Source organism: Branchiibius cervicis, assembly GCF_042661605.1.
In the GTDB taxonomy this organism is placed as follows: Bacteria; Actinomycetota; Actinomycetes; order Actinomycetales; family Dermatophilaceae; genus Branchiibius; species Branchiibius cervicis.
Window position 1 is genome coordinate 585460 of sequence record NZ_JBHSWJ010000002.1, and the last position, 23170, is coordinate 608629.

Below are 23170 nucleotides of genomic sequence, written 5' to 3' on the forward strand. Positions count from 1 at the left end.
GTTCGCGTTCCGCTGCGGCCGCCGACTGCGCTGCGCTCCGTCGGCAACCTCCGCTCACGCTCCCTCGCCGCCAAATCGTCGTGGCGCTCGGTTCGCGCTCCGCTGCGGCCGCCGACTGCGCTGCGCTCCGTCGGCAACCTCCGCTCACGCTCCCTCGCCGCCAATTTGGGCGGTATCGCGCGGACCGGTAGGCTAGTACGTCGGGTCAGGAATGTCCTGTGAAGGCACGCCGTTGAGACGGATGCCGACCATGCATTCCGGTCCGCACTCATCGTAGTCAGACAATTCTGGAGGTTAACCCGCGCAGGCGGGGGCAGATTTATGGCCAAAAAGGACGGTGTCATCGAGATCGAGGGCACGATCGTGGAAGCTCTCCCGAACGCCATGTTCCGGGTGGAGTTGACCAACGGTCACAAGGTTCTCGCTCACATCTCGGGCAAGATGCGCCAGCACTACATCCGGATCCTCCCCGAGGACCGTGTGGTGGTGGAGCTCAGCCCGTACGACCTGACCCGCGGCCGGATCGTCTTCCGGTACCGCTGACCGCGATACCAGCAACACCCCGCGTCCATCCGGACGCACCCACCCACAGATCAACCGCCGCAGCTCATCACGAGAAGCGGCCCGACTTCGAGACGGTAGGCAGATGAAGGTCCAGCCGAGCGTCAAGAGGATCTGCGACAAGTGCAAGGTGATCCGCCGTCACGGCCGGGTCATGGTGATCTGCGAGAACCCGCGCCACAAGCAGCGCCAGGGCTGATCGCAGGGCCACCGCCCCGCACGACCCGCCGGTCTTCAAGACCAGCAAGAAGTAGTACCCACAACTGAACGACACCAACCGCAACGCCCAGCCCCTGCGCAGCACGCGCAGGACGCCACCCCCGGCCGCGGAGGCCGGGGACCCGCAAGAACCACTCCGGTTCGAGCCGGCACCCACACACCGGGAGCCGTCGACCAACGGGACCGACGTTGCACCAGACCTCCGCACGTTGCGGGCCCGCAAGGCTCGCAGCGACACACCACAGGAGAACGCACCGCCATGGCACGTTTGATCGGTGTCGACCTGCCGCGCGAGAAGCGCGTCGAGGTCGGCCTTACCTACATCTTCGGCGTGGGCAAGACCCGCGCCCAGGAAACGCTGGCAGCGACCGGCATCAACCCGGACACCCGTGTCCGTGACCTCAGCGACGAAGAGCTGGTTCAGCTCCGCGACTACCTCGAGGGCAACTTCCGCCTCGAGGGTGACCTGCGCCGCGAGGTGGCCGCCGACATCCGCCGCAAGGTGGAGATCGGCTCCTACCAGGGCCTGCGCCACCGTCGTGGCCTGCCCGTCCACGGTCAGCGCACGAAGACCAACGCGCGCACCCGTAAGGGCCCGAAGAAGACCGTGGCCGGCAAGAAGAAGGCCAAGTAATCCGCTTCTAAGCGGACTGCTTCCTTTTCGAGCACAGCTGAGAACTGACACAGGAGTTTAAGAGAATGCCTCCCAAGAGCCGTGTAGCGGGCGCCAAGAAGGTGCGCCGCAAGGAGAAGAAGAACGTTGCCGCAGGCAACGCCTACATCCGCAGCACGTTCAACAACACCATCGTTTCCATCACCGACCCGACCGGTGCGGTGATTTCGTGGGCCTCCGCCGGCCAGGTCGGCTTCAAGGGCTCGCGTAAGTCCACGCCGTACGCCGCCCAGATGGCCGCCGAGGCCGCCGCCCGCCGCGCCATGGAGCACGGCATGCGCAAGGTCGACGTCTTCGTCAAGGGTCCGGGCTCCGGCCGTGAGACCGCCATCCGTTCGCTGGCCGCCGCGGGCCTCGAGGTCGGCGCGATCGCCGACGTCACCCCGCAGCCGCACAACGGTGTCCGCCAGCCCAAGCGCCGCAGCTGACGCGACGGACCGAAAAGGAGATCTGAATCATGGCCCGTTACACCGGACCCATCACCAAGAAGTCCCGTCGCCTCAAGGTCGACCTGGTCGGCGGCGACAAGAGCTTCGAGCAGCGCCCCTTCCCGCCCGGCCAGCACGGCCGCGGTCGCATCCAGGAGAAGGAGTACCTGAACCAGCTGCAGGAGAAGCAGAAGGCTCGCTTCACCTACGGCGTCATGGAGAAGCAGTTCGTCCGCTACTACAAGGAAGCGGCGCGTCGCCCCGGTAAGACCGGTGCGAACCTGCTGACCATCCTGGAGTCCCGCCTGGACAACGTGATCTACCGCGCCGGCCTGGCCCGTACCCGTCGGGCCGCCCGCCAGCTGGTCACCCACGGCCACTTCGAGGTCAACGGCGTGCGTGTCGACGTCCCGTCCTACCGCGTCGAGCAGTACGACATCATCACCGTCCGCGAGAAGTCCCGGGAATCCTTCCCGATCCAGCTGGCTCGCGAGACCTTCGGTGATCGTCCGGTGCCGGCCTGGCTGCACGTGTCCGAGGGCACCCTGCAGGTCCTGGTCCACCAGCTGCCGACCCGTGAGCAGATCGACGTTCCGCTCTCGGAGCAGCTGATCGTCGAGCTCTACTCGAAGAACTGATCCACGCCGGTACGCCGAGCGCTCGCCCGGGCTTGTCACAAGCGCAGGCGCGCACTCGGCGTACCGAACCCCGCCGGTTCGGACAGATGGCCCGGCGGCCATTCACGAGGCGTCATATAGCGGTCGCCCGTGGGAAGGAATGAACAGTGCTCATCGCACAGCGCCCCACCCTCAGCGAGGAGTTCGTCTCCGACAACCGTTCGCGGTTCGTCATCGAGCCGCTGGAGCCCGGTTTCGGCTACACGCTCGGCAACTCCCTGCGTCGCACCCTGCTGTCGTCCATCCCGGGCGCGGCGGTCACCAGCCTGCGCATCGACGGTGTGCAGCACGAGTTCTCCACGATCCCCGGGGTCAAGGAGGACGTCACCGAGATCATCCTGAATGTCAAGGGTCTGGTCGTCTCCTCCGAGCACGACGAGCCCGTCGTGATGTACCTGCGCAAGCAGGGCCCCGGTGAGGTCACCGCTGCGGACATCGCGCCGCCGGCCGGTGTCGAGGTGCACAACCCGCAGCTGCACATCGCCACCCTGAACGACAAGGGCAAGATCGAGGTCGAGCTGACCGTCGAGCGCGGTCGTGGCTACGTGTCCGCGGCGCAGAACAAGTCCGCTGACCAGGAGATCGGCCGCATCCCGGTCGACTCGATCTACTCGCCTGTGCTGGCCGTGACCTACAAGGTCGAGGCGACCCGTGTCGAGCAGCGCACCGACTTCGACAAGCTGATCGTCGACGTGGAGACCAAGAACGCGATCGCCCCGCGCGACGCGATGGCCTCCGCCGGTAAGACGCTGGTCGAGCTGTTCGGTCTGGCCCGTGAGCTCAACGTCGAGGCTGAGGGCATCGACATGGGCCCCTCGCCGACCGACGCCGCGCTGGCCGCCGACCTGGCCCTGCCGATCGAGGACCTGGACCTGACGGTCCGCTCCTACAACTGCCTCAAGCGCGAGGCCATCCACACCGTGGGTGAACTCGTCGCGCGCAGCGAGGCCGACCTGCTGGACATCCGCAACTTCGGTGCGAAGTCCATCGACGAGGTCAAGGAGAAGTTGCAGGAGATGGGTCTGCAGCTCAAGGACAGCCCGCCCGGGTTCGACGCGAGCGCCATCGCCGACCGCTACGAGGACGACGTCGACGATGACGACGCCGCCTTCGCCGAGGACGAGCAGTACTGAGCCGCAACGGGAGTCGGACTTATGTCGTCCGAGCCTCCGGATAACTACTAGGAGAACCAATGCCTACCCCTACTAAGGGCCCCCGCGTCGGTGGCGGACCCGCACACGAGCGGCTCATCCTCGCCAACCTGGCGACGAGCCTGTTCGAGTACGACCGCATCACCACCACCGAGGCCAAGGCCAAGCGGTTGCGTCCGCTGGCCGAGCGTCTGGTCACCTTCGCCAAGCGCGGTGACCTGCACTCGCGCCGCCGTGTGCTGACCGTGGTGCGCGATAAGGGTGTCGTGCACCGCCTCTTCACCGAGATCGCCCCCGACATGGACGGTCGTGACGGTGGCTACACCCGCATCACCAAGATCGGTCCCCGCAAGGGCGACAACGCGCCGATGGCCGTCATCGAGCTCGTCCGTGAGCCGGTGAACGCCAAGCCGAAGCGCGCCGTCGTGGCCGAGGCCGAGGGTGCGACCAAGAAGGCCGCCTCGACCAAGGCTGCTGACGAGGACGCTGCTCCCGCCGAGGAGATCGTCGAAGCCGAGGCACCGGTCGAGGAGCCCACCGTCGCCGAGGAAGCGGACGCCGTCGCCGGCGACGACACCGCCGAGGACGACGCGAAGGCCTGATCGCTGACGCTGCGAAGGTCCCGCCCGGGTTACCGGGCGGGACCTTCGTGCGTTCGCAGCTCGCTGACCAGCGCATCCGGATCGGCAACGTCGACGATCAACCGGTCGAACCGTTGGTCGACCAGCGTGATGTCGACAGCCGGCCGGCCGGCGCGGTGGAAGATGAAATACCGCAGACCATCGCCGCGGAAGCGGCCCGCCCGGAACACGCCGGGGAAGTGCGTGCCGACCCGCCACCACGGCAGGTGCTGGCCCTCCTCGAAGACCTTCGCGTCGGCGATCGCTGACAGGGGCACCTCGAAGGTCGAGGTGAGGGTGAGCAGGTGCTCGCGATGGTTGAGCGAGATCTGCAGCTGGTCGTCGTCGACGGTGACCTCCGGCATCTGTTCAGACTAGGGCGCCTGGCTAGGCTGAGCGAGTGCGTGTGCGGGTGGATTTCGGGTACGACGGGGCCGGGTTCGCCGGCTGGGCCGCCCAACCCGGGCTGCGGACGGTCGAATCCGAACTGTCCTCGGCCTGGGGGACCGTGCTTCGGACACCGCCGCCGAGGCTGACAACCGCCGGGCGCACCGATGCGGGAGTCCACGCCCGCGGAGCCGTCGCCCACCTGGACGTGGACCCATCGGCGTACGACGATCTGCCGGGCCGCTCGGACCGCACCCCGGACGCGGCGGCGGTGACGCGCCTGAACGGCGTGCTGCCGCAGGACCTCCGGGTGCGCGCGGTCAGCGTGGCACCGGACGGCTTCGACGCACGGTTCTCGGCGACATCGCGGCGGTACAGCTACCGGCTCGCGGACGGTTGGGCGGATCCGATCCGGCGTGGCGACACGGTGTCCTGGCGCAAGCCGTTGGATGTCGAAGCGATGCACGAGGCCGCGAATGCGCTGGTGGGTCTGAATGACTTCGCCGCCTTCTGCAAGCGGCGCGAGGGCGCGACGACGGTCCGTACGCTGCTGCGCTATGACTGGACGCGCGACGACGACGGCGTCCTGGTGGCCACCGTCATCGCCGACGCGTTCTGCCACTCGATGGTGCGGTCCCTGGTCGGTGTGGTCGTTCCGGTGGGTGAGGGACGACAGCCGCGCTATTGGCCGGGGCAGAAACTCGCTGCGCGACAACGGGACTCAGCGATCCTGGTGATGCCGCCGCACGGCTTGTGTCTCGAAGAGGTGAAGTACCCGCGCGACGATCAACTCGGCGTACGGGCCAGGGAGTCTCGCTCGGTGCGCTCATTGGCGGACTGAACCGGCCGGTTCTGCACCAACAACAGGGGGCAGACCACGGCGCCGATCAGGGCAACGGCGCCGCCTACCCACAAGATGGTGTGAATCGCCTCGGCGGTGGCGGCGCGGGCGACCTGCGCTACCGTTTCCCGCTGCGCCGCAGGCAATCCGGCGGCCACCCGGGCTCCGGCGCCCGAAGACACGGCGTCGGCCAGCGCGGTGATCCGCGCGGCGGGTGCAGCCCCGTCCAGAGCGGTGTGCACATGTGACGATGCGGCCCCGGTGAAGAGAGCGCCGCAGATCGCTACGCCGGTGGCAGTGCCGATTTGCCGGAGGGTGTTCACGATCCCGGTCGCCATCCCCGAGCGGTCCGGCTCGACGGTCGCCAGGGCCGCTGCGGACAGGACGGCGCTGGAGGCGCCCAGGCCGAGTCCGGCTACGACGAAACCCGGCGCGGTCGCAGTCCAATCGGAGGCGGCGTCGAGGTGCGACTGTCGCCATGGCATCCACCACTGCCGCCCGCCGCCGCCCCGCCGCTCGTGGTGAAGGGGGCCAGCTGCGGACCGAAATCATCGAGGCGGCCATGCGGCTCACCGAACAGGCTGAGGACCCGTGGTCGTTGTCCCTGCGGGCGGTCGCGCGCGAGGTCGGTGTCGCCACCACATCGATCTACCTGCACTTCGACTCCCTGGATGAGTTGCTGATGGCGATGAAGACCGCGTTCTACGAACGTTTCGGAGCCGCGCTACAGGAGGCGGCCGCCCAGGCAGGTCCCACGCCGTACGAGCAGATCAGGGCGTACGGCGATGGCTACCTGGCGTTCGCTCGCGCTTATCCGGGGGCCTACAAGGCGTTGTTCACCACCACCCTCGGCGTGACGCAGCTGGTGGGGGAGCAGTACCCGGGCAAGGACCAGTTCGAGATGACGGTCTCGGTGCTGCGGCGGGTGCCGCTTCCGGAGGATGAAGCACGCCAGCGAGGGGTGCTGCTGTGGTGCGCGATCCACGGCCTGGTCAGCCTCACCGATGCGGTGCGGCGCTTCCCCTGGCCGGCCGAGGCTGAGTTGTTGGACGGAATCGCCCGGCAGGCCACCCGGCCGATGGTCTAATCCACCCGGGCTTTCGGCCCGGGACTGGGTTTACAGCGCATCGGACTACTGGATCTGCGCGGGTTATCGACGTTTGCGCGAGCTACAACCCGCGCAAACGTTGCTGAGCCGCGCGAACTGACCTGGCGGTCATCGCTCAGACCCGGTTCTCCCGCACGACGATGCGGACGATCTCGCCCGGTGCAGCCTGCCCCAGACTACTCAGATCCGGCGCCCGCACACACGCCACGATCGGGTAGCCGCCCGTGGTCGGGTGGTCTTGCAGGAAGACGATCGGCTGGCCGTCGGGCGGCACCTGGATGGCGCCCGCAATGATCGGGGCGCTGGGCAGTTCGCCGGTGTGCGTGAGCTCCAGTTGGGGGCCCTCCAGTCGTACGCCGATCCGATCGGTGTGCGCCGAGACGCGCCAATCGCACCGGGCCAGTTGGTCCTTCGCGGCGCTGGTCAGGAGATCGTCGCGCGGTCCGAGGTCCGCCACCAACCGGTGTGCGCCGTCGGGGACGCGCACGCTGTCGGTGTGGTTCACCGGACGGTCCGGGGGCGGGCCGACAGGAAGCAGGTCGCCCGCGCGCAGTGGCTTCGGCCCGAGGCCGCTGGAAGTATCGGTGCTGCGCGAACCGAGTACCGGCGCCACCTCGATGCCACCGCGGACGGCCACGTAGCTGCGAAGACCGCTCGGGGGACGCCCGAGGGACAGCCGTGACCCGACCGCCACGGTCACCGGCTCACCGAACGGGACCGGTCTGCCTTCGACGGTGATGGGCGTGGGAGCACCGGTGACCATCACCACCACCGCCGCATCAGGTCGCAGCACAAGCCCACCCAGAAGGACCTCGAGGCCGGCAGCGTCCTCCGGGTTGCCGACCACACGATTCGCCAGCCGCAAACTGGGTGCGTCGACGGCTCCGCTCGGTGCGACACCGATCCGGAGGTGGCCGGGGCGGCCCAAATCCTCGATCAGGGCCTGCGGCCCGACGGCGATGACGCGTAGCGCGGTCATGCCGGGATGAAGCGGACCGTGTCACCGGGGTGTAGCAGCGCCGGGTCCTGCGCGGTGGGGTCGAAGAGCGTGACGTCGGCGCGGCCGATCAACTGCCAGCCGCCGGGCGTGGCGTGGGGATAGATGCCGCAATAGTGCGCGGCAAGGGCCACACTGCCGGCGGGGATGCGAGTGCGCGGTGATTCGCGACGTGGCATCTGCGGGAGGTCTACATCGGTGACGAGATAACCGAAACCCGGTGTGAAACCGAGGAATTCGACGGTCCAGGGGATCAGTGCGTGCCGGTCGGCGACCGCTTCCGGTGCGCAGCCCCAGACCTCCGCGACGGCCGCGAGATCCGCGCCGTCGTAGTGCACGGGGATGACGTGTGCACGCAGGTCATCGGCCGCCACGGGTCGGCGCAGGTCCAGAGCCCGCACCTCTTCGGCGAGCGCCTTCCGCCGGCCGGGCGGCGCGAGCACCAGCACCGACTGTTCCCCGGCGACGACCTCCAGGTCCGCCCGGCTGTCCAGCGCCTGCAGGAGCGCTCGCCGCTGCGAGCGGGAGGAGGTCGACGAGAAGTCCGCGATCGGCGTACGGGCGGAGGATCACGACGCAGCCACCCGCACGCCCGCGGCCCGCAACGCATCCCGTACGGCGTGCGCCAGGCCCACCGCGCCGGCGGTGTCCCCGTGCAGGCACAACGAGTCCGCCTCGATCGCCACCATCTCACCGGTGATCGATCGGACCCGGTGATCCACGGCGATCGACGTAGCCCGGTCGCATACCTCCAACAGATCGGTGAGCACCGCACCCTGCGCCGAGCGCGGCACGAGGGTGCCGTCAGCGGCATAGGCACGGTCCACGAATGCTTCTGCGTAACAAACCAATCCGGCAGCGCCGGCGTAGGAGAGCAGCCGCGATCCCGGTAATCCCATCACGGGCAGACCGCCCGCCGCGATGGCGGCGTCCACCACCGCGCGGGCGTGCGCCTCATGACGCACTGCGGTGTTGTAGAGCGCGCCGTGCGGTTTGACGTAGGCCACCCGGCCGCCCTGGCTGCGGGCGATGCCGTCCAGTGCGCCGATCTGGTACAGCACGTCGGCGAACAACTCGTCGTACGACGCGTCCACGAACCGGCGGCCGAAGCCGGCCAGATCCCGGTAGGCGACCTGGGCGCCGATCCGGATGTTGTGCTCGACGGCCATGGAACACGTGCGCACCAGCGTCGCCGGGTCGCCGGCGTGGAAGCCGCACGCCACGTTGGCCGAGGTGAGATGGGGCAGCAGACCGGCGTCGTCGCCGAGCTGCCACCGGCCGAAGGACTCGCCCAGGTCGGCGTTGAGGTCGATGTGGTCGCTCACGTCCCCATCATGGCGTGCGCGTGATGCAGATGATCGCCACCGAGAGGTCCCGGTGGCGATCATCGGCGGTGCGGTCAGCGGCTCAGGAGTCCTGCTCCACGAACCGGTGGTAGTGCGGTCGGCCGCCCAGGAGCACACCGGCGATGACGGCGGCCACGAGCGCCGCGATCCCGCAGACCAGGAAGCCGATGGCGTAGGCGTTGGACAGGGCGTGGAAAGCCGTGTCCTTCAACGGGTTGAACGGCTGGGTCTGACCGTTGGGCAGCGTGACTGTCGCCGGCACGCCGTTGGCCCCGATCGGACCGGAGTTGACGGCGTGGACCGCACCCTCGACCGCCTCGCGCTGTTCGGCGGGCACGTGGGCTGGCGCCGCGTTGAAGGCGGCCAGGGCCTTGGTCAGCGCGGGGGAGGCGGCGACCTTTGCCGAGATTTCGTTGGCGGCGTGGGTCAGCGCAATGGCACCGACGATCGCCGGGCCCATCGTGAGGCCGAAGTCACGCAGCATGCTGGTCATGCCGCTGGCCATTCCTGCCTTATCGGTGGGCACGCTGTTGACCGAGACCGCGGTGATCGAGGTGACCGCCAGCTTGAAGCCGGACCCGACGATCAGCAGCGGGATCGCGATGGCGGCGATGGAGATGTGGGTCGCCGGGACGGCCGCGATCCACAGGTCGCCGATGGCGATCAGCGCGGCACCGCCGGCGAGCACCCAACCGGGGTTGTAGCGCTGCAGCAGTTGCGAACTGAACGGAAACAGCACCACGCCCATGATGTTCAGGCAGACGAAGCCGATGGCGGTCATCAGCGGCGAGTAGCCCTGGATGGCCGACAGCCGGATGCTCGTGGCGTAGGCGGTGCCCAGGTAGGCGAACATCGTCAGAATCGTCACCACGGCGGTCACGACGAAGACCCGGTTGGCGAAGAGGTCCAGCTGGACCAGCGGGTGGGTCGTGCGGCGCTCGATGACGACGAACGCCGCCAGGAAGATGACGGCCAGCGCGAAGCTGCCCAACACCAGCGGGGAGGTCCAGTCGCCCTCAGCGCCCTGGATGACACCGAAGACGAGCGCGAACAGACCGACCGCCACGGTGATCTGGCCCGGGATGTCGAGCGAGCGGCCGAACGGCGAGGCGGAATTGCTGGCGAAGGCCAGGGTGATCAGCATGCTGATCGCGCCCAGGATGGCCAGGGCCAGGAAGCCCCAGCGCCAGCTGGCGTGCTCGCCGCCGGAGTGCGGCAGCTCGAAGAGCAGCCCGGCCATCAGCGGCGAGATGAATCCGCCGGCAGTGAGCGAAGCGGCCCAGATCGAGATCGATTTCGAGCGTTCCTTCACCGAGTGGGTGCCGGCGGCGAGCATCGCCACCGACGTCGGGAAGATCGCTGCGGCGCCCAGGCCGCCGAGCGCCTGGCCGCCGAACAGGAACAACAGCTGGGTGCTGTGCGATCCGGAGGTCGGGGTGAAGAAGACCAGCACCATACCGACGGCGACCAGGGCGCCACCGATGGCCAGCAGCCGCTTGCGACCGAAGAGGTCGCCCAGCACGCCGAAGGTCAGCTCGAAGAGGGTGACCGGCACGAGGAAGGCGTCAGAGACCCAGGTCAGCTGCGTGGACGTGGTGTTCAGATCCAGCTGGATCGATCCATTCAGAACGGCCGGGATGGACAGGCCGATCTGGGCGACGGCGACCGCGAAGCAACTGGCGAGCAGGGTGCCCTTGCTCAGCCGGTGCATGGTGCCCGACGTACTCCGCGACGAATCAACAGTTGCGCTCATGGAGTGAAGTAAATCACAACGGAAACCTGATGAACAGACTTCCTGATGATTATTTTGGCGGTGAGGGGTCCGTCAGGTTGCGACGGCAATCGCGCAGCGCCGTGCGCAACTGCGTCACGGTCTCCGTGTCCAGGCCGACGATCATCCGGCGCTCGAGGTCGGCGACCGGACCGCGGCAGTGCGCCAGCACCTCACGACCGCGGTCGGTCAGCGACAGGACCAACCGGCGCCGGTCCTGCGGGTCGCGATGCCGGTCGATCAGATCCCGCTCGGTCAGACCGGTCACGATGTCGGCCATACTCTGGGCGGTGACGAAGGAGGCGCGGGCCAACCTGGCCGAGGTCATGTCCGGATCGCGCTCGAGCACCGTCATGGCGGTGTACTGCATGGTGGTCAGGCCGAACGGCCTTACGACGTCGTCCAATTGGGAGCGCACCGCAAGCTCGAGTTGCTTCACCTGGTAGAGCAAGCTCGGTTCCGCTCGGTTCATGCGCTCAGCGTAGTGAGGGCTGCCGGCCGATCAGGACAGACCCAGGATCCGGGCGGTGGTGAGCTTGAGGATCTGTTCGTGGTGCTCTGCCCCGATCGGCAACTCCTCGAAGTCCGCCAGCCATCGCTCGGGGGTGATCAGCGGGTAGTCCGTGCCGAAGAGGACCTTGTGCCGCAGCATCCCGCCCGCCGCGCGGACCAACTCCGGTGGGAAGTACTTCGGCCGCCAGCCGGACAGGTCGATGAAGACGTTGGCTTTGTGGGTGGCCATCGAGATGGCCTCGGCCTGCCAGGGCACCGACGGATGGGCCAGGATCACTGTCAGGCCCGGGAAGTCCGCGGCGACGTCGTCCAGCAGGATGGGGTTGGAGTAGCGCAGTTTGATGCCCCGGCCGCCGGGCAGGCCGGCCCCGATGCCGTTCTGGCCGGTGTGGAACAGCGCCGGGACGCCCAACTCCTGCACGGCGTCCCATAACGGGTAGAACTGCTGGTCGGAGGGGTCGAACGCCTGGACGCTCGGGTGGAACTTGAATCCGCGCACGCCGTACTCCTGCACCAACACCCGCGCGCGGTCCACCGCAGCCCCGCCCTGGTGCGGGTCCACGGAACCGAACGGGATCAGCGTGTCGGCGAATTCAGCTGCGGCGGAGGCGATCTCCTCACTGGACAGCGCCGGGTGCCCCATCGCGGTCGTTGCGTCAATGGTGAAGATGACCGCGGCCATGCCGGAATCCCGGTAGCGCTCGGCCAGGTCCGCGACCGTGGGGGTGCGGTTCTCACTGCCCCTGAAATAGGCGTCCGAGGCCCGCATCAACTCCTCGTCCAATGAGAAGTGACCGTGATCGTCCTGCTCCACGTGCACGTGTACGTCGATCGCCCGGATCGCGTCGAGGTTCACCGTGGGCTCATAGCGGGTCATGCGTCCTCCTTCAACCGGGCGCGCAGCAGCTTGCCCGATGCGTTGTGCGGCAGATCCGCCACGAAGACGGTAGAGCGGGGGAGTTTGTACCGGGCCAGGCGGGGCGCCAGATGCTCCAGCAACTCCTCGTGGGTCAGCGTCGCGCCTGGCGTGAGGCGCACGAAGGCCCGGCCGACCTCACCCCATTGCTGATCGGGCACCCCGATCACGGCACACTCGGCGACGGCGTCGTGGCTGTAGATCGCCGATTCGACCTCTGCTGGGTAGACGTTCTCGCCGCCGGAGATGTACATGTCCTTCAGCCGGTCGACGATCCGCACATATCCTTCGTCGTCCATCACGGCGATGTCACCGGAATGCACCCAGCCGTCTGTGAAGGTCGCTGCGGTCGCGGTCTCGTTGTGCCAGTAGCCGGGACTGACGTTGGGACCGTGCACCCACACCTCACCGGACTGCCCGACGGCCACGTCCGCGCCGGTTGCGTCGACGACCCGCACGTCGCTGAAGAAGCAGGGCGTGCCGGCGGTGCCCAGTTTGCGGATGCTGTCGGCTTCGCGCAGCATCGTCGCGCCGGGAGATGTCTCGGTCATGCCGTAGCCCTGGAACAACCCCAGCCCGCGGTCGGCATAGAGGGTCAGCAGACTCTCCGGGATCGGCGCCCCGCCGCTGAGGGCATGGGTCAGGCTACTGAGATCAGCATCCGCGAAAGCCGGCTGCGCGGCGATCGACTGATACATCGAGGTGACACCGAACAGCATCGTCACCCGGTGCTGCTCGATCAGCTCGATGGCGCGGCCCGCATCGAAACGGCCTTCCAAGAGGCTGGTGCCGCCCTTGAGGAAGACCGGCAGGAAGACCTGATTCAGGGCGGCCGTGTGGAACATCGGGGCCGTGACCAGGGCGACTTCGCGACTGCGTAGGTCCACATCCACGAGCAGATTCATCACGTTCCAGGTGACGTTGCCGTGCGTCAGCATGACGCCCTTGGGGCGGCCGCTGGTGCCGGAGGTGTACTGCAACATGAAAACGTCGTCCAGCGCGACACCGACCTCACTCGCCGGATCGTCTGTCCCGGAGCGTAATTGCGCCGTAGCGTCTGCGCCGTCCCCGACCGGGATCGATGTGACGGACTCCGGGGCCGCCGCATCGATCACCGCGCTGAACTGGTCCTGGTGCAACAGGACCGACGTCCCGCTGTCGGTCAGCACGTAGGCCAGTTCGGTCTGGGCCAGGCGGGTGTTGACCGGTACGAAGATGGCCCCGAGGCGGGCGACCGCGAACATGGTCTCGACGAAGGCGATCGAGTTGAGCCCGAGGAACGCAACCCGATCACCGGCGGTCACACCGCGCTGGTGCAAGCCCGCGGCCAGGCCACGGACCCGGTCGTCCAGGTCGGCGTACGTGACGGTGTCGTCGCCCTCGATCAGCGCCACGTTGCGCGGTGTCATGCGGGCCCTGCGGGCCGGCCAGGAACCGATCCCCTGATCCTTCACTGATCCTCCTGCAGTCCCGCTCGGGCTTTGAGCGTCAACAGTTCTCGTAAGGCGTGGTCCCGCGATTCGCGCAGGGCCTCCTCGCGTCCGCCGACCTCGTCCTCGACGCCGGAGACCAGTCGGTCGATCAGCGCGGCGTCGAAGGTCGGCTCACCCAGATCGGCCCACCACGCCACCATGGGCGGACCCAGGTGCTCCAGCACGTGCCGCAGACCGCCCTCGCCGCCGGACAGGTGCTGGGTGGCGATCGGGCCGAGCAGTGCCCAGCGCAGGCCCGGACCGGATGCAATCGCCCGGTCCAGATCGGCCACCGAGACCACGCCTTCCTGGACCAGGTAGTAGGCCTCGCGCCACAGGGCCGCTTGCAGCCGGTTGGCGACGTGTCCGGGCAACTCGCGGTGCAACCGGACCGGCTCCTTGCCGAGGGCGGCCAGGATGTCGACAGTGCGCTCGATCGCGGCGCCGGCCGTGCGAGTTCCGCCGACCACCTCGACCAGGGGGACGAGATCCGGCGGATTGAACGGATGCGCCACGAGCACCCGCTCAGGGTGCGCGCACCGCGCCTGGATGTTGGTCGGCGTGAAGCCCGACGAGCTGCTGGTCAGCAGGGTGTCCAGCGGGGCCGCTGCGTCCATCCGGGCGAACAGCTCCTGCTTGACGTCCAACCGTTCGGGTCCGGCCTCGAAGACGATGTCCGCATCGGCGACGGCCCGCGCCGGGTCGGTCACGAAGGTCACGCCGGCCTGATCGCCAAGGCTCTTGCGGACCCGGTCCGCTGCGGCCGGGTCCGGATCGGCGACGACGACCGGGATGTCATGGCGGGTCAGCAGTTCGACCCAGCTGACGCCGATGGCTCCTGCGCCGACGACGGCGGCGGCGCGCACTGGCGGCTTCATCGCGGGTTCTCCGCCGCCCAGGTGACGAAGGCATCCAGCGAGGTCGGATCGGCCAGCGTGTCCGGACCGGCGACCACCTCCACCGGGGCACCGGTCAGCACCCGCTTGGCGGGCAGCTCCAGCTTCTTGCCGGTGCGGTTACGGGGGATGACCGGCACCTGGACGATCTGGTCGGGGACGTGCCGGGGAGACAAGGCGGTGCGCAACTCCCGGCCGATGCTGCGTTGAAGGTCCTGGTCGAGTTCGGCGCCCTCGGGCAGCGCGACGAAGAGCAGCAGCTCACCGTTGCCGCCGGCGGTGTCCTCCAGGTGCACGACCAGGGAGTCGGTCACCTGCGGCAATTCCTCGACCACGCGGTAGAACTCGGCGGTGCCCAGGCGCACCCCACCGCGGTTGAGCGTCGCGTCCGAGCGACCGGAGACCTCGCAGCTGCCGTCGGAGTCGAAACTCACCCAGTCACCGTGCCGCCAGACACCCGGCCATCGGTCGAAGTACGTCGATCGCAGCCGTTCGCCGTCGGCATCACCCCAGAAGCCGACCGGCATCGAGGGCATGGGTTCGGTGATGACCAACTCGCCGGGGTGGTCCAGGACCGGATGACCGCTGTCGTCGAAGGCGTACGCCGCGACGCCGAGGGCGCGCCCGGAGATCCGGCCGCGGATGACCGGCAGGAGAGGATTGTTCTGCACGATGCCACTGCACACGTCAGTGCCGCCGGAGCCCAGGTTGAGCAGGACGTCGGGGCCGAGTTGGTCGTAGATCCAGTCGAATCCCTCTGGCGGTAGAGGGGATCCGGCCGACCCGATGGTCCGGATCTTCAGGTCCAGGTCATGCAGATCGACGCCGGCGGCGCGGCAGCCCATGACGAAGCCGGGGGCGGCACCCATCAGCGTGACACCGGTCTCCTGCGCCAGCTCCCACTGCCACCGCAGGTCCGGGTAGGCCGGGTTGCCATCGATCATCACGACGCTGGCCCGCGTCAGGAGCGCCGACACCAGGGCGTTCCACATCATCCAGGCCGTGGTGGTGAACCACAGCATCCGGTCGCCGGGCTTGAGATCCCAGGACAGCGCGTCGTTCTTGAGGTGCTCCAGCAGCAATCCGCCGTGGCCGTGCACGATGGCTTTCGGCTTCCCGGTGGTACCGGAGGAGAAGAGCACCACCAGCGGGTGGTCGAAGGGCACCGGCTCGAACGCGAGGTCGGCGTCGGCGTGCTGGGCCAACAAGCCACTCCACGGGAGGGACTCGGGTACTCGCCATTCGCCGTACTCGATGTCGATCACAGCCTTGAGCGTCGGGAGACCGGCTCGGATCGCTGCCACGTTGCCCGCGAGGTCGACGTCCTTGGCGCCGAACCGGTAGCCACCGGCCACCAGCAGCACCACGGGTTCGATCTGACCGAAGCGGTCGATCACACTCCGGGCGCCGAACTCCGTTGCGCAGGAGGCCCAGGTGGCGCCGAGACTGGCCGTCGCCATGAAGGCCACGAGGGTCTCCGGCACGTTCGGCAGGTAGCCGACGACGCGGTCACCGCGCTTGACCCCGAGCTTCTGGAGAACGGCGCGAGCGGCGGCGACCTGCGAGCGCAACTGACCGAAGGTCAGGTCGACATCCGGGCGGGTCTGCGAACGGCCAAGAACTACCGTCGAATCCAGATCGTCGTCGGTGCCGACCATGTGCTCGGCGTAGTTGAGAGTGGCACCGGGGAACCACTGGACCCCGGGCATCGGACCGGGCGTGCGGACCGCGGTGTACGGCGTGTGGCTGCGAATGTCGAAGAACTCCCAGATCGCCGACCAGAAGCCGTCGATGTCATCCACGGAGGCCTGCCACAGCTCCTGAGCGGTGCTGATCCGCAGGCCGCGGTGGTCGCCCAGCCAACGGACGAAGCGGCCGATCTCCGTGGTGTCGAGTACGTCGGGAGAGGGTGCCCGCACGACGTCGGGGCGGGTGGCGATCGTGGTCACGGGCGACCCACTTTGGCGGCCTTGCCGGCCAGGAAGTCGTTCATCCGGCGCTTGGCGTCGTCCGTGCCCTGGGCCAGCGCGGCCATGAGGGATTCCATCAGATAGCCCTCGCGAGGGTTGGCTTCAGCGATGAGCGGAAGGGCCTGTGTCACCGCGAAATTGGTCTGGGCGGCGTTCTGCGAGATGCGGGAGGCCAGCTCCACGGCGACGTCGACCCCGGTCCCGTCGGCGACGACGTACTGGCTCAGGCCGATGCGCTCGCCGTCCTGCGCGTCATAGCGACGCCCGGTCAGCATCATGTCCATCATGCGGGAGACGCCGATCAGGCGGGGCACGCGCACCGAGGCGCCGCCGCCGACGAAGAGGCCGCGCTGGCCCTCCGGCAGTGCGTAGAAGGTGGACTCCTCGGCGACGCGGATATGGGCAGCCGCGGCGAGTTCGAGGCCGCCGCCGACGACCGCGCCCTTGAGCGCCGCGATCACCGGCACCGGGCCGTGCTCGATCTCGGCGAAGGCGCGGTGCCACATCTGTGAGTGAGCAACACCCTCGATGGCCGAGCGCTCGGTCATCTCCGACAGGTCGAGGCCCGCGCAGAAGTGGTCCCCCTCGGCCGCCAGGACGACCGCCCCGATACCGGGGGACAGGTGCCGGAAGAAGTCCTCGACCCCGCGGACGGTCTTGTCGTCCAGCGCGTTGCGTTTCTCGGGTCGGGCGAGGTGCAGGACGGCGACGGCGTCGCGGGTTTCGAGCCGCAAGGTCTCCGGCAGGGCTGTGTCCACGGTCACTCCTAATAATCAGGTTTCCTGAGTATTGACGACGCGAGCACGGTTCGTCAAGGACCGGGCCGCCCTGGCTACGATGGTGCGATCTACGAACTTCCGTCCGTCCTGCGCACAGTGGGGGCATTATGACCGTTGACGACGCCGACGCACCGGCGGCGGAACGTGACGGCCGGGTGCAGAGCCTGGCCAAGGGCCTGGCCGTCATCCAGGCATTCGACGCCGCCCACCCGGAGATGACGCTGAGCGATGTCGCACGGCGTACCGGCCTGACCCGCGCGACGGCGCGCCGGTTCCTGCTCACGTTGATGGATCTGGGCTACATGCGCTCGGACGGCCGGCTCTTCCGGCTCACGCCCCAGCTGCTCAATCTCGGGTACGCCTATCTGTCCTCGATGAAACTGCCCGACATCGCCCAGCCGCATCTGCAGCAATTGTCCGAGCGGGTGGGGGAGTCTTCCTCGGTGGCGGTGCTGGACGGGTCCGACATCGTCTATGTGGCACGGGTCGCGCTCACCCGGATCATGACAGTGGCGATCACGGTGGGCACCCGGTTCCCGGCGTACGCGACGTCGATGGGCCAGGTCCTTCTGGCCGACCTCGCGCCGCAGGAGCTGGACAGGCTGCTCGCGGACGTCGACCTGGTGCCGCTGACTGCGCACACCGTGACCGACCGAGGCGAGCTGGCAAGAGAGCTGGCTGCGGTCCGTGAGCACGGCTACAGCCTCAACGATCAGCAGTTGGAACTCGGGCTGGTGTCGCTGGCGGCGCCCATCCGAGGCTCGGACGGCCGGGTGATCGCGGCGGTAAATGTCTCGACCCGCGCCGGCACGGCCGATCAGTTGCGAACCGAGCAGTTCCTGCCGGCACTGCTGCACGCGGCCGACGTGATCGGGCAGGATGCCCGGCTCGCCGGGCTCTAGCTCGCGATCAGGCCTGCCGCAGCGGGACTTTCACCACGTCGGCCAGCTCGTCGAAGCTGATGCCGAACGTCTCGCGGACCACGACGCCGTCGTCCTCGATCAGGAACACCGCCAGGTCGGTGTAGATGCGGCTGACGCACGCGACCCCGGTCAGGGGTAGGTGCACTCGGGGACCAGCTTCGAGTCGCCCTCGCGCGTCAGCAGATTCATCATCACGAAGGTGTCCTTGGCACCGATCGCCAGATCCATCGCGCCACCGACGGCAGGGATCGCGTCCGGCGCGCCGGTGTGCCAGTTCGCCAGGTCGCCCGTTGCCGAGACCTGGTAGGCCCCGAGCACGCAGATGTCCAGGTGTCCGCCGCGCATCATCGCGAAGGAGTCGGCGTGGTGGAAGTAGGACGCTCCGGGCCGCTCGGTTACCGGGATCTTGCCGGCGTTGATCAGGTCGAGGTCGATCTGATCGCCGGTGGCTTCCGGGCCCATCCCGAGCATGCCGTTCTCGGTGTGCAGCGTGACACCGCTGGCCGGATCCAGGTAGTTGGACACCAGCGTCGGCTGCCCGATCCCCAGATTCACATAGGCGCCGGCGGGGATGTCGCGGGCGATCAGCTGAGCCAGTTCGTTCTTGCCCAGACGGGCCTCGGAGGTCGTGCTCACTGTCCCTGCTCCTGGTCGGGTACGGCGGCCTGCGGGATCTCGACCAGCTGGTCGACGTAGAGGCCGGGAGTGATGACGTTCTCCGGATCGATCGAGCCGACCGGCTGCACCCGGTGCACCTGAGCGATCGTCCGGGCAGCGGCCGCTGCCATGATCGGCCCGAAGTTGCGCGCGGTCTTGCGGTAGACCAGGTTGCCCACCGCGTCGGCGAGGTGGGCCTTGATGAGGGCGAAGTCGCCGTGGATGGGGTATTCCAGGACGTAGTGCTTGCCGTCGATCTCGCGGGTTTCCTTGCCGTCGGCGATCGGTGTGCCGTAGCCCGTGGGGGTGAAGAAGGCGCCGATGCCGGCACCGGCAGCGCGGATGCGCTCGGCCAGGTTGCCCTGCGGCACCAACTCCAGCTCGATCTCGCCGGCGCGGTACTTCTCGTCGAAGAGGTAGCTGTCACTCTGCCGCGGGAAGGAACAGATGATCTTGCGCACCCGGCCGGCGCCGATCAGTGCGGCCAACCCGACGTCGCCGTTGCCTGCGTTGTTGTTGACGATCGTGAGCTCCGAAGCGCCGCTGTCGACCAGCGCGTCGATCAGCTCGACCGGTTGCCCGGCGGTGCCGAAACCGCCGACCAGGATGGTCGCGCCGTCCGGGATCTGCGCAACCGCCTCAGCGGCACTGTCGATGATCGCCACCATCACGCGCCCTCGGCGTTCTCGAGCACGACGGCCAGACCCTGGCCGACACCGATGCAGATCGCGGCCACGCCCCAGCGACGGCCGCTGGTGCGCAGCTCCTTGGCCAAGGTGCCGAGGATCCGGCCTCCCGAGGCACCCAGCGGGTGGCCGATGGCGATCGCGCCGCCGTGCCGGTTGACGATCTGCGGGTCGATCTCCCAGGCGTCCAGACAGGCCAGCGACTGGGCGGCGAACGCCTCGTTCAACTCCACGGCGGCCACATCGGACCAGCCGATGCCCGCCCGGCGCAGGGCGGTGTTGGCCGCCTCGACGGGCGCGTAGCCGAAGTACTGCGGCTCGTTGGCGGCGGCGCCCCGGCCGGCGATCCGCGCCACCGGTGCCCGTCCCAGCCGCTCGGCGGCGGCTTCGGAGCCGATCAGTACCGCCGACGCGCCATCGTTGAGCGGCGAGGCATTCCCAGCGGTGACCGTGCCGTCGGTCTTGCGGAACGACGTACGCAATCCCGCCAGCGTCTGAGAGGTCGTGTCGGGGCGGATCGACTCGTCACGCGCCAACTCGATCCCGTCGACCGCCACGATCAGGTCGTCGTAGAACCCGTCCTGCCAGGCCTGCGCGGCCAGCTGGTGGGAACGAGCGGCGAATTCATCCTGACGCTCGCGGCTGATGTCGTACTTCTCGCGCAACTGCTCGGTCGCTTCGCCGAGCGACACGGTCCATTCCGACGGCATCTCGGGATTGACCAAGCGCCAGCCCAAGGTCGTGGACGACAGCTGCAGATTCCCTGCGGGATAGGGCTTTTCGGTCTTCGGCAGCACCCACGGAGCCCGGGTCATCGACTCGACGCCACCGATCAGCACGATGTCGGCATCCCCGGTCTCGATCTGCCGGGAACCGATCATCGCCGCGTCGAGGCTCGAGCCGCACAACCGGTTCACGGTCGTGCCGGGAAGACTCGTGGGCAGACCGGCCAACAGCGCGGCCATCCGGGCGACGTTGCGGTTCTCCTCCCCGGCGCCGTTGGCGTTGCCGAAGATGACCTCGTCCAGCAGGGCCGGGTCGTCGGCGACTGCGGGGGTCCGCTCCACGATGGCGCGCACCACGGTGGCTGCGAGGTCGTCGGGTCGCACCCCGGCCAGCGCACCCCCGAACCGGCCGAACGGCGTACGCACCGCGTCGTAGACGAACGCTGACTGGGTCACTGGGTTCCCTCTTCTTCCTCGTAGGCCGCGATCTCGCGTTGCGCGATCGCGAAGGCATGGTTGGCGCTCGGGACGCCGAGGTAGATGGCCGCCTGCAGCAGCACTTCCTGGATCTGTTGCGCGCTCATCCCGTTGCGCCGGGCGGCCCGCACGTGCATCGCGAACTCGTCCCAGTGGTCCCGGGCGATCAGCGCCGTCAACGTGATGGCGCTGCGGGTACGTCGATCCAAGCCGGGCCGGGTCCAGATCTCCCCACGCGTAGCGGGTGATGAGGTCCTGGAACGGCTCGGTGAAGTCGGTCGTGGCCGCGTCGGCCCGGTCGACATGCGCGTCGGAAAGCACCGCGCGACGCACCGCCATGCCGTCCCGGGCCGCGTCGGCTTCGGTGCGGTCGGGATTCATGCGTCCTCCTGGGTCAGGAATCGGGTCAGCAGTCCGGCGACCGTTGCGGGTTGCTCCGCCGGGGCCAGGTGGGCAGCGTCCGGGACCAGTTCGGCGCGCCCTCCGGTGCCTTCGGCGATTTCCTGCGCGAAGGGCAGCGGGGTGACCTGGTCGTGCTCGCCGGCGATGGCCAGGATCGGAATCGTGATGTCCGACAACCGGTTTCGGACGTCGAATCCGGCGAGCGCCTCGCAGCACGCGGCGTAGGAGTCCTTCTCGGTGTGCTGCAGGCCGTTCAGCAGCGTGGTGCCGGTGCCCGGATCCCGCTCCAGGAACCCGGGCGCGAACCACCGCTGCGCCGAGCCGGAGACCATCACCGGGGTTCCGGCGCGGCGGACCAGATCGGCCCGCTCGTGCCACGCGTCCGGCTCGCCGATCCTGGCACCGGAGCAGATGATGGCAGCGCCGGCAAGAGCATCGCGGTGGTCGAGTGCGAGTTGCAGTCCGACCGTGCCGCCGAGGGAGACCCCCGCATACCGGGTCGGGTGCGAATTCTGCTGGCGTAGTGCAGTCGTCGCGGCCCAGACTGATTCAGCCAGGTCGGCGACGGTGAACGGTCCGGGATCGGGGGCGCTGCGGCCGTGTCCGGGCAGATCCCACCCCGCGACGGTCACCGGCCCGGTCAGCGCCCGGGCGCAGGCATCCCACAACGGCGTGACGGCCGTGCCCAGCGAGGGACCGACGATCAGCAGCGGGGCATCCGGTCCGTCGTCGCGCAGCAGAGACAGAGTGGGTGTCATCAGGAGGCCAGGTCCTTTCGGACGTCGGCGTGCGCCGCCAGCGACCGGTCGATGAAGGACGGTGCGGCGCCCAGATAATCCGAGACGTCCACCGGGCCCGGATCGACGGACCTGCGCTCGGCCACGAGGCCGGGCAACGCCGCGATCACGTTGGCCTGCATGGCTTCCCGATGGACCTGCAGCCCCTCGAGCACTTCGGCAGCCTGTCCGCCGGCGATCGGCCCGATGGTCAGCAACTGAAGGAACGGCGACCACTCGGCGTGCCAGGCTCCGTCCGGTCGCTCGTCGCTGGCGAGGGCGGCACTGGTGTGCAGCGAGGCCGCGAGGGCGGGGGCCTGCATTGCGGCGGAGCGCACCAGGACCGACAGCACGGGGTTGTGCTTCTGCGGCATCGTGGAGGAGCCGCCACGGCCCTCGGCAACCGGCTCGGACAGTTCGCCGATCTCGGGTCGCGACAACTGCACGATGTCGCCGGCGACCTTGCCCAGGGCGTCGGTGGATCGAGCGATCGCGTCACCGATGGCGGTCACCGGTGAACGGTCGGTGTGCCACGGGGCGACCGGCTCGGTCAACTGGAGCCGGTGGGCCAGGAGAGCGGGCGCGTCGATGGCCCGCCCGGGCGCGAGCGTCTCCAGCAGCGACAGGGTGCCACCGGCGCCACCGCACTGTACGGGGTAGCGCAGTGCGGAAAGGCCCCGGATGGCAGCATCCAGGGCGCGCAACCAGCCGGCGGCCTTTGCGCCGAACGTCGTCGGGACAGCCGGCTGACCGAGGGTGCGGGCAGTCATCACGGTGTCACGCTCACGACCCGCGAGGTCTGCGACCGCATCGGCGCAGGAGAGCAGGCGGTCGCACAGCAGAGCAGTGCTGTCACGAGCGATCAGCATCAGCGCGGTGTCGACGACGTCCTGACTTGTCAGTCCCTTGTGCACGAGCGCCGCCGCTGCAGGGTCGGATTCGGCCACCGCAGTGCGGACGCGTGCGACCAGCGGGATCACCGGGTTGCCTCCGGACTCGACCGAGTCGGCCAGCTGCGACACGTCGTACTCGCCTGGGTCGCAGCGGTCGGCAACGAGGTGCGCCTGGTCCACCCCGAGCACCCCGAGATCGCCCAGCACCATCGCCCACGCCGCCTCGACCGACAGCATCGCGGACAGGATCGCGGCGTCGTCGGTCAGGTGGCGGGCGCGTCCGGAACCGGGGGTGAGCAGCATTGA

27 protein-coding genes and 1 pseudogene are annotated in these 23170 nt (G+C 68.6%); 10 read left to right on the forward strand and 18 right to left on the reverse strand.

Features of this window, described 5'->3' with window-relative positions:
* The first annotated feature begins 321 nt into the window (after positions 1–321).
* From infA to rplQ, 7 genes are all read left to right on the forward strand, one after another.
* Positions 322–543, forward strand: a complete 222-nt coding sequence (gene infA / locus ACFQBT_RS03335; protein ID WP_006946284.1) for a translation initiation factor IF-1 — start codon at positions 322–324, stop codon at positions 541–543.
* A gap of 103 nt (positions 544–646) precedes the next feature.
* A complete protein-coding gene (rpmJ, locus tag ACFQBT_RS03340) occupies positions 647–760 on the forward strand; it encodes a 50S ribosomal protein L36 (protein WP_013862061.1) in 114 nt (37 codons plus the stop codon).
* Positions 761–1039: 279 nt separating this feature from the next.
* The gene (gene rpsM / locus ACFQBT_RS03345) at positions 1040–1414 is read left to right on the forward strand and encodes a 30S ribosomal protein S13 (RefSeq protein WP_109683765.1); all 375 of its coding nucleotides are present in this window, start codon (positions 1040–1042) and stop codon (positions 1412–1414) included.
* A gap of 65 nt (positions 1415–1479) precedes the next feature.
* The gene (gene rpsK / locus ACFQBT_RS03350; protein WP_377820369.1) at positions 1480–1881 is read left to right on the forward strand and encodes a 30S ribosomal protein S11; all 402 of its coding nucleotides are present in this window, start codon (positions 1480–1482) and stop codon (positions 1879–1881) included.
* A gap of 29 nt (positions 1882–1910) precedes the next feature.
* Entirely contained in the window at positions 1911–2519 is a 609-nt protein-coding gene (gene rpsD, locus ACFQBT_RS03355) for a 30S ribosomal protein S4 (RefSeq protein WP_377820371.1), read from the forward strand.
* Positions 2520–2665: 146 nt separating this feature from the next.
* Positions 2666–3691 carry a DNA-directed RNA polymerase subunit alpha gene (locus ACFQBT_RS03360; protein WP_377820373.1) on the forward strand — a complete coding sequence of 342 codons (1026 nt, stop codon included), beginning with the start codon at positions 2666–2668 and terminating at the stop codon, positions 3689–3691.
* A gap of 59 nt (positions 3692–3750) precedes the next feature.
* Positions 3751–4311: a 50S ribosomal protein L17 gene (rplQ, locus tag ACFQBT_RS03365; RefSeq protein ID WP_377820375.1), complete on the forward strand. Its 561-nt coding sequence runs from the start codon at positions 3751–3753 to the stop codon at positions 4309–4311.
* Positions 4312–4340: 29 nt separating this feature from the next.
* Here the strand turns inward: rplQ and ACFQBT_RS03370 are convergent, their stop codons facing one another.
* Complete coding sequence (locus tag ACFQBT_RS03370) at positions 4341–4694, reverse strand: hypothetical protein (protein WP_377820376.1); 354 nt, start codon at positions 4692–4694, stop codon at positions 4341–4343.
* Between the two features lie 35 nt (positions 4695–4729).
* Here ACFQBT_RS03370 and truA point away from each other — a divergent pair, with 35 nt between their 5' ends.
* Positions 4730–5557 (forward strand): tRNA pseudouridine(38-40) synthase TruA, encoded by an 828-nt coding sequence (gene truA / locus ACFQBT_RS03375; protein ID WP_377820377.1) that lies wholly within the window; start codon positions 4730–4732, stop codon positions 5555–5557.
* Here truA and ACFQBT_RS03380 read toward each other — a convergent pair.
* Complete coding sequence (locus ACFQBT_RS03380; RefSeq protein WP_377820379.1) at positions 5503–6042, reverse strand: MFS transporter; 540 nt, start codon at positions 6040–6042, stop codon at positions 5503–5505. The genes truA and ACFQBT_RS03380 overlap by 55 nt on opposite strands.
* Here ACFQBT_RS03380 and ACFQBT_RS03385 point away from each other — a divergent pair.
* A complete protein-coding gene (locus ACFQBT_RS03385; protein WP_377820380.1) occupies positions 6036–6644 on the forward strand; it encodes a TetR/AcrR family transcriptional regulator in 609 nt (202 codons plus the stop codon). The two genes, ACFQBT_RS03380 and ACFQBT_RS03385, sit on opposite strands and share 7 nt — an antisense overlap.
* 136 nt (positions 6645–6780) lie before the next feature.
* Here the strand turns inward: ACFQBT_RS03385 and ACFQBT_RS03390 are convergent, their stop codons facing one another.
* The 10 genes from ACFQBT_RS03390 to ACFQBT_RS03435 form a co-directional block, all read right to left on the reverse strand.
* Positions 6781–7644: a 5-oxoprolinase subunit C family protein gene (locus ACFQBT_RS03390; RefSeq protein ID WP_377820381.1), complete on the reverse strand. Its 864-nt coding sequence runs from the start codon at positions 7642–7644 to the stop codon at positions 6781–6783.
* Entirely contained in the window at positions 7641–8213 is a 573-nt protein-coding gene (locus ACFQBT_RS03395; protein WP_377825332.1) for a 5-oxoprolinase subunit B family protein, read from the reverse strand. Before ACFQBT_RS03395 ends, ACFQBT_RS03390 begins: the two co-directional genes overlap by 4 nt.
* 18 nt (positions 8214–8231) lie before the next feature.
* Complete coding sequence (locus ACFQBT_RS03400) at positions 8232–8975, reverse strand: LamB/YcsF family protein (RefSeq protein ID WP_377825334.1); 744 nt, start codon at positions 8973–8975, stop codon at positions 8232–8234.
* Between the two features lie 94 nt (positions 8976–9069).
* The gene (locus ACFQBT_RS03405; protein WP_377820383.1) at positions 9070–10761 is read right to left on the reverse strand and encodes an MFS transporter; all 1692 of its coding nucleotides are present in this window, start codon (positions 10759–10761) and stop codon (positions 9070–9072) included.
* A gap of 49 nt (positions 10762–10810) precedes the next feature.
* On the reverse strand, positions 10811–11251 hold the full coding sequence (locus tag ACFQBT_RS03410) for a MarR family winged helix-turn-helix transcriptional regulator (protein ID WP_377820385.1): 441 nt from the start codon (positions 11249–11251) through the stop codon (positions 10811–10813).
* Positions 11252–11281: 30 nt separating this feature from the next.
* Positions 11282–12148 (reverse strand): amidohydrolase family protein, encoded by an 867-nt coding sequence (locus tag ACFQBT_RS03415; protein ID WP_377825336.1) that lies wholly within the window; start codon positions 12146–12148, stop codon positions 11282–11284.
* A 17-nt stretch (positions 12149–12165) separates the two neighbouring features.
* A complete protein-coding gene (locus ACFQBT_RS03420) occupies positions 12166–13662 on the reverse strand; it encodes an acyl-CoA synthetase (protein WP_377820386.1) in 1497 nt (498 codons plus the stop codon).
* On the reverse strand, positions 13659–14546 hold the full coding sequence (locus ACFQBT_RS03425) for a 3-hydroxyacyl-CoA dehydrogenase NAD-binding domain-containing protein (protein WP_377820388.1): 888 nt from the start codon (positions 14544–14546) through the stop codon (positions 13659–13661). The genes ACFQBT_RS03420 and ACFQBT_RS03425 overlap by 4 nt, the downstream gene beginning before the upstream one ends.
* A gap of 8 nt (positions 14547–14554) precedes the next feature.
* A complete protein-coding gene (locus ACFQBT_RS03430) occupies positions 14555–16525 on the reverse strand; it encodes an acetoacetate--CoA ligase (protein ID WP_377820389.1) in 1971 nt (656 codons plus the stop codon).
* Complete coding sequence (locus tag ACFQBT_RS03435; protein ID WP_377820390.1) at positions 16522–17304, reverse strand: crotonase/enoyl-CoA hydratase family protein; 783 nt, start codon at positions 17302–17304, stop codon at positions 16522–16524. Before ACFQBT_RS03435 ends, ACFQBT_RS03430 begins: the two co-directional genes overlap by 4 nt.
* 128 nt (positions 17305–17432) lie before the next feature.
* Here ACFQBT_RS03435 and ACFQBT_RS03440 point away from each other — a divergent pair, with 128 nt between their 5' ends.
* Positions 17433–18227: an IclR family transcriptional regulator domain-containing protein gene (locus ACFQBT_RS03440; protein WP_377820392.1), complete on the forward strand. Its 795-nt coding sequence runs from the start codon at positions 17433–17435 to the stop codon at positions 18225–18227.
* Positions 18228–18234: 7 nt separating this feature from the next.
* On the opposite strand, the pseudogene ACFQBT_RS03445 reads toward ACFQBT_RS03440, so the two are convergent.
* From ACFQBT_RS03445 to ACFQBT_RS03470, 6 genes and pseudogenes are all read right to left on the reverse strand, one after another.
* Positions 18235–18884, reverse strand: a pseudogene (locus ACFQBT_RS03445) (3-oxoacid CoA-transferase subunit B).
* The gene (locus tag ACFQBT_RS03450) at positions 18881–19573 is read right to left on the reverse strand and encodes a 3-oxoacid CoA-transferase subunit A (protein ID WP_377820394.1); all 693 of its coding nucleotides are present in this window, start codon (positions 19571–19573) and stop codon (positions 18881–18883) included. Before ACFQBT_RS03450 ends, ACFQBT_RS03445 begins: the two are co-directional and overlap by 4 nt.
* Positions 19573–20772, reverse strand: a complete 1200-nt coding sequence (locus ACFQBT_RS03455) for a thiolase family protein (RefSeq protein WP_377820395.1) — start codon at positions 20770–20772, stop codon at positions 19573–19575. The genes ACFQBT_RS03450 and ACFQBT_RS03455 overlap by 1 nt, the downstream gene beginning before the upstream one ends.
* Positions 20769–21002, reverse strand: coding sequence for a carboxymuconolactone decarboxylase family protein (locus tag ACFQBT_RS03460; RefSeq protein WP_377820397.1), 234 nt, complete (start codon positions 21000–21002; stop codon positions 20769–20771). Before ACFQBT_RS03460 ends, ACFQBT_RS03455 begins: the two co-directional genes overlap by 4 nt.
* 168 nt (positions 21003–21170) lie before the next feature.
* Complete coding sequence (locus ACFQBT_RS03465) at positions 21171–21953, reverse strand: alpha/beta fold hydrolase (protein WP_377820399.1); 783 nt, start codon at positions 21951–21953, stop codon at positions 21171–21173.
* Positions 21953–23167 (reverse strand): lyase family protein, encoded by a 1215-nt coding sequence (locus ACFQBT_RS03470; protein WP_377820400.1) that lies wholly within the window; start codon positions 23165–23167, stop codon positions 21953–21955. The genes ACFQBT_RS03465 and ACFQBT_RS03470 overlap by 1 nt, the downstream gene beginning before the upstream one ends.
* Positions 23168–23170 lie beyond the last annotated feature (3 nt).